Origin of the sequence: Lentilactobacillus kisonensis DSM 19906 = JCM 15041 (assembly GCF_001434135.1) — a bacterium.
GTDB classification, from domain to species: domain Bacteria; phylum Bacillota; class Bacilli; order Lactobacillales; family Lactobacillaceae; genus Lentilactobacillus; species Lentilactobacillus kisonensis.
The window spans coordinates 1-4,957 of the sequence record NZ_AZEB01000055.1 but is presented as its reverse complement, the minus strand read 5'-3'; the positions used below and the strand labels follow the sequence as shown (position 1 = coordinate 4,957).

Sequence of the window (4,957 nt, the reverse complement as noted above, 5' to 3'; positions counted from 1 at the left end):
TTGCACTTGATTTGACAATTGAGGAAAAAAATAAATTCAAATTAAACCATTAATTTATTCGTGTTCAGCGTGATCCTTTGATTTGGCACTGTTTTGGCCATAGTAAGCGTTGACACCATGCTTACGGTAATAATGCTTGTCCAAAAGATATTGTGGTACGTGGATTTCGTCACGAGTCAATTGCAAAGCATGGTAACTAATTTCAGCTGAAACTTCCAATACCTTGGCATTGTACACTGACTTATCCGGTGTTGGTCCCCATGAGAAAGGTCCGTGTTGACTGACTAACACAGCTGGTACAGCATCCGGGTCAATCCCACGTTTTTCAAATTCATCTACGATAACTTTACCGGTATTTAACTCGTAAGCATCCTTGATTTGTTCCTCATTCAAAGCCGGTGCACATGGAATATCACCATAGAAAGTATCAGCATGTGTCGTGCTGACAGCTGGAATATCCATTTTAGCCGCGGCAAAGGAAACACCCCAAGGTGAATGTGTGTGGGTAATCCCACCGATATTAGGAAAATGATTGTACAAATAAGTGTGGGTTGGTGTATCACTTGATGGATTCATGTCGCCTTCAACGACTTTACCATCCAAGTCAACCACTACCATATCGGATGGCTTCATCTTATCGTACTCAACTCCGGATGGTTTGATAACGAATAAGCCCCTATCCCGATCAATTCCGGAAACGTTCCCCCAAGTAAAAGTCACAAGGTCCAACTTAGGAAGCTGCATGTTCGCTTCATAAACTTCTTGTTTAAGATCTTCTAGCAAAGTAAAAATCCTCCATTTATTTAACTGCTGGTTCTTGTTTGATACCAACTTTTTCAAAGATATCATCAAAGAATTGTTTTGCCACCTTAACTTTTTCCAGTGGGTCTGCTGAATTTTCCGACCACATCTCAATGGTATATGCCCCATTATAATCTAATCTCTTTAGAGTTCGCAAGCACCCTTCAAAATCGACAGTCCCTTTTCCAAAGGGTACATCTCGAAATTGGCCTTTAGAAGTCTTGGACACAGGAGTTGTATCTTTTAAGTGAACAGCAGCGATATTATCAATATTTGATTCTAGCTCTCTGCCAACATCATTTTGCGGCCATGCTGTTAAATTCCCTAGATCTGGATATGCTTGTAACCAAGGACTATGAATTTGGGTTTTAATTTCAGCAATTGTGTTCAATGAGTTAATGAATGGGTCATCCATCGTCTCAATATCAAGCATTATTTCTTTTCTAGCTGCAATTTCAACGGCCTTTTTAAGTCCTTCCATAAACCATTCACGTGATTGAATCGTTTTTGGCTCATAATAAACATCGTAACCTGCTAGTTGAATATTTCTAATACCCAAATCACTAGCTAAATCAACAGCCTTTGAAAGCATTTCTAAAGACTTTTCCCTAATATCAGGATCGGATGAGCCTAGGGGAAATCTACGATGACCACTTAGCATTAGTGTATGGAGTCTTATTCCTGTTTTCCATGAAGCATCACGCACTTCTTCACGCTGCTTTTTAGTCCAGTCTAACCTTGCTAATCTTTCGTCACTTTCATCAACAGAAAACTCGATAAAGTTAAAACCGAGTTCTTTTGCAATTTCCAAGGTTTCTAACCATGACTTATGTTTAGGCAAAGCTTTTTCATATATTCCTAAAGAATTCATTATTTATCAATCCTCTCTTGCATTTCTTTTAATTTTGACCACCCATGATTAAGTGTATGAAGTAGATCAAGATATATTTCATACTTCTGAGTATAGATCTTATACTGTTCCTCGTCAGGTTTCACATGACTTTTAAGCTTAGACATACGTTTAACTGCCTCATCAACATTCGAATACAACCCCGTTCCCACAGCAGAGGCCATAGCACCACCAAGGCCACCTAACTCAGATCCTTCAACCGTTTCAATAGGTATCCCAAGTGCATCAGCAAACATTTGCACCCATGCACGTGAATTGGTGCCGCCACCTGATATCCTAATCGCTTTAGGGCGATGCCCTGCAACTTTAATAAGTTTCTCAATATGATATCTATGGGCAAAAATAATTCCTTCATAAACGGAACGAATCATCGCCAATTTTGTTGTATTACTTTGAATGCCAATGAAACTTCCCTCAGCATCTGGGTTTACATTAGAACCATAAAGGAACGGAAAAAATATTGCTTTAGAAAACCTAGCATCAGTATGATTCAAAAATTCTTCCAAAACATCATAAATAGACCTTCCATGAGTTTTGGCATTCTTAATCTCCTCACTCATTAACGTTTTGATCATTATGTCTAGATTACCAGCAGAGGTTGCGCTTGAAGCCTCAACAAGATTTAATCCGGTTGGATAAATTGAATTCATCAACCCACTTTCTTGTTTAGCACTTGTTTGTGATGGAAAAACGTTGATATTCCACGTTCCAACAATAGAACTGAAGTAGTCGTCATTTAAAACACCCGTTGCTAATGAGCATGCATCAATATCAAACATGCCAGCATAAACTGGTGTACCTTCTTTAAGTCCGGTTCTTTCTGCGGCTTCAGATGTTACATCCCCACAATAGTCACTAAATTTCTTTAATGGTGGCATTTTATCAAACATTTCAGGAATTCCAAAGAAATCAAATAATTTCTTAGAATATTTTTGATCCGATAGGTTAATAAAATTATTTCCAGAAGCGTCTCCATATTCTTGATTCACTCTATCAGTCAATCGAAACCGAATATAATCTTTAGCAGCCAGAATGGTGCCAATCTTGTCATATTTTGTCCGATCATAATCTTTTAACCAACGCAGCAATACTGGAGATTGGGTTTCCATAACATGCTGATGACTAATTTCATATACATCTGAAACATGTTTTTCAAACTCTTCAGCAAGCGAAGTTGCACGTGAGTCAGTTGACAATATTCCGTGCATAAACACTCTATGCCCTTTATCAAGTACGTAGAGTCCTTTCCCATGACCAACACATGAAACACCATTAATTTGATCGTTTGTAATCCCTGATTTAGTAATCACCTGACGAATGGCTTTGCTAATCGAGTCCCAAGATTCGTCCAAATCAATTTCATGAAAACCAGATTGCTCCTCAATACGTGGTGTTGGAAATGCAACAGTTTGTATTTGTTTACCATCATCATTAAATATAATGGCTTTCGTGTTCGTTCCACCATTATCAATGGTCAAAAAATATTTTGTCATTTTATTATTTCCCCGCTCTTAGCTTAGAAATCAGTAATATGATAAATCGCTACCTCATTTGATTCTCGATTAGCAGACAATAGGTACAATTTATTGTCTTTAGAGAAAATAGTTGCATTACTTGGACCAACCTGTTTATCAATGATTTGAGTAGTAATGTCCCCATCTTTGCTTCCGATTAATTCGAGATTTTGAGCACCTTGACGAAAGCCAAAAACAAAATATTGATTTTTACCGATATTTCCGCCCCAGATTGCGTGACCAAATGGTGTTTTCGGTTCACTATAATATAACGTTTTAAATTGATCATTATAAATTCTGATGTATGAGCCATGGAATCCTTCAATCGCCAAATACTCAGCCTTACCATCATTATTAATATCAGCGGCAGCAATATCGCTTGTTTCTTTGTTAGAAAGTTTTGTGAGTTTCCAGTCATCACTAGTAGTTGGGTAATCCAACCGATAAATACCATCAGCAGAAGTAATTAATGAATAGTCTCCCATATTCTTATATCCATGGTTTTTAGTAAGTCGGGTATCATCAAGCGCATGAAGGCCTTCAACTCGTTATTTATTATCATTATAATTTCCTACCAAGGCCTTGCCAGGATCAGTCCAGTCGTCAGTATTTTTCTTAGAATTAGCAATTGAACAGCCAACAAACCAAAGCCCATTTTCATGAGGAATAATATCAAACCTATGAACATATGGGAAGTCTCCGACGATTGATTGATCCCATCCATTGCCATTGAACGTTTCCTTAACAATGCGACACCGTGCTGAATTAAATCCAGGATAGAATCTTTGCGTTGCTAAAAAGTTCATTGTTCCTGGAATACGTACCAAAGTCATAGTTCCCCCAACATCAAGCCAAACTGTAGTCCGTTTGTATGAATCATTCAAATCATAAGCGTAACATGGCTGATTTTCTTCAGAAGCAACAATGATGTAATCATGACTCCCGTCATTAATTCATGTAATTGCATAACAATGGTCAAGCTTATCCGAAAAAACTTTAGTAAATTTCATTATAATCATCCTTTCTCCAAATAGATTTTCTTAGTTTATGTTAATCGATTAACTATATAAAATCAAAAATAATTTGCAAATCCAATTAGGGTCTGTCTTAAAAAAAGCTAATCCGGTATAATCTGGATAAAAACGAATTGAGGTCTTGGCATGACAATCCCCAAACGCTATGAAATAACTGACGAGCAGTGGCAGCGGATTGAATCACTTTTTCCACCATATTGCACTGGCCGACCGCCTAAATTATCCAATCGACAAGCTTTTAATGCGATCCTCTGGATCCTAAAAAGTGGTGCTGCTTGGCGAGATTTACCGGAACGTTATGGATCTTGGAAAACCGTTTATAGTCGGTTTCGAGTTTTGGCAGATGCCGGGTTATTTGAAAAGCTGTTTCGGCAGCTGATTGACGATCCAGACCTAGAAAATGTGAGTTTAGATTCTACCAGTATTCGCGTGCATCAAAAAGCCACTGGTGCTAAAAAAATGCCCGCTGCCTCGTCGAAAACCAAGCCATCAGTTTAAGCCGTGGTGATCGAACGACCAAAATTCATGCCGTGGTTGACGGTTTAGGTAACCCGTTACGCTTTATACTGACTGGCGGGCAAGTTCATGATAGTCAGGCTGCCCAATCCTTGTTAAACCAGCTGGATCTAGCTGGGGTTAATGTGATCGCTGATAAAGCTTACGGAACAACTGGATGTAAGCTGATTCCTGAGACAACT

At 38.4% G+C, this 4,957-nt stretch carries 5 protein-coding genes and 1 pseudogene; 1 reads left to right on the top strand and 5 read right to left on the bottom strand.

The genetic code is table 11. The features are described from left to right. Positions 1 to 54: 54 nt before the first annotated feature. From FC98_RS13370 to FC98_RS15250, 5 genes are all read right to left on the bottom strand, one after another. Positions 55 to 783 (bottom strand): L-ribulose-5-phosphate 4-epimerase, encoded by a 729-nt coding sequence (locus FC98_RS13370; protein ID WP_054656145.1) that lies wholly within the window; start codon positions 781 to 783, stop codon positions 55 to 57. A gap of 16 nt (positions 784 to 799) precedes the next feature. Further along, positions 800 to 1,672 (bottom strand): L-ribulose-5-phosphate 3-epimerase, encoded by an 873-nt coding sequence (locus FC98_RS13365; protein ID WP_056949734.1) that lies wholly within the window; start codon positions 1,670 to 1,672, stop codon positions 800 to 802. Beyond that, positions 1,672 to 3,204 (bottom strand): FGGY-family carbohydrate kinase, encoded by a 1,533-nt coding sequence (locus tag FC98_RS13360; protein WP_056949733.1) that lies wholly within the window; start codon positions 3,202 to 3,204, stop codon positions 1,672 to 1,674. Before FC98_RS13360 ends, FC98_RS13365 begins: the two co-directional genes overlap by 1 nt. A gap of 23 nt (positions 3,205 to 3,227) precedes the next feature. Next, entirely contained in the window at positions 3,228 to 3,710 is a 483-nt protein-coding gene (locus tag FC98_RS15255) for a hypothetical protein (RefSeq protein WP_235803648.1), read from the bottom strand. 63 nt (positions 3,711 to 3,773) lie between these two features. After that, a complete protein-coding gene (locus FC98_RS15250) occupies positions 3,774 to 4,058 on the bottom strand; it encodes a hypothetical protein (RefSeq protein ID WP_235803647.1) in 285 nt (94 codons plus the stop codon). 327 nt (positions 4,059 to 4,385) lie between these two features. On the opposite strand from FC98_RS15250, the pseudogene FC98_RS13350 reads away from it, so the two are divergent. Further along, positions 4,386 to 4,957: pseudogene (locus FC98_RS13350) on the top strand (IS5 family transposase); the annotation flags it as partial.